The organism is Agrobacterium sp. A3-95 (genome assembly GCF_053521785.1).
This window is the reverse complement of sequence record NZ_JBNWDR010000028.1, coordinates 1-961: the sequence shown is the minus strand read 5'-3', so window position 1 is coordinate 961 and position 961 is coordinate 1. Positions and strand designations below refer to the sequence as shown.

The following is a 961-nucleotide window of genomic DNA, read 5'->3' as shown; positions in this document are numbered from 1 at the left end:
AAAGCGGTCATTGTATCGCTCGATGAAGGCTGGCAGAAACGCATTGCCGGTCTCCATGTCACTGATATTGGCAAGCCTCAATTCCTTGACCAGCCGATCCTGCAATGTCCTGTTCATACGCTCGACGCGTCCCTTGGCCTGGCTGGAATTGGCGCAAAGGATCTCGATGTGCAGCTCCGATAGCGCGCGACCAAACTGCGTCATGCCTTGCCCACCCTTGGCGTCTTTCCGGGCGACACGAAAAACGGAATGTTTGTCGGAGTAAAAGGCGATAGGTGCGCCATGCTCTTCAAGGTAAAGCGAAAGCGCCTCGAAATAGGTAAAAGCGCTCTCCGATCGAACAAACCGCAGCTGCATCAGCTTTCCGGTCGCATCGTCGACGAAGACCAGCAGAGAGCACGCAGGGCCACGGTCCTCAAACCAGCGGTGCTCGGAGCCGTCGATCTGCACCAGTTCACCATAAGCCTCGCGCCGCAACCGCGGCTGATGAAACGCCCGCCGCTGTTTTCTCGAAAGCCATATGCCAGCATCCTGCATCCACTTACGCAGCGTCTCACGCGAGACTGTGACGCCATGCTCTTCCTTAAGCTTCTCGGCCGCCAGCGTTGGCCCGAAATCAAGGTAGCGTTCGCGCACCAGAATCAAAACGTAATCGCGGACGCCGGTGGCGATTTTATTGTTCGACGGGCGACCAATTGCCTTGTGTCTGATCGAGGCAGCGCCGGTAGCCTCAATACGACCAATCAGTCTCTGAACATGCCGGGCGCTGATTGCCAGCACATGCGCCGCTGCGACGATGGTCATGCGGCCATCAACGACTTTCGACAAAACCTCGATCCGCTGCAAATCGCGCTCGCTCATCGTGATCAATCCCATCCGCAATCTCCCCGGTATCATTCAGGTCCGGGGAGTGTGACATTCCAACTTTGCAGAAACAGGACACTTTAACTTTGCGGCTACA

General features: G+C 56.4%; 1 protein-coding gene. It reads right to left on the bottom strand.

Annotation, left to right across the window (positions count from 1 at the left end; translation table 11 throughout):
- The coding region (locus tag ACQZ5Y_RS28275; RefSeq protein ID WP_448782592.1) for an ISNCY family transposase at positions 1–876 on the bottom strand (876 nt) is incomplete at its 3' end.
- Between the last annotated feature and the right edge of the window lie 85 nt (positions 877–961).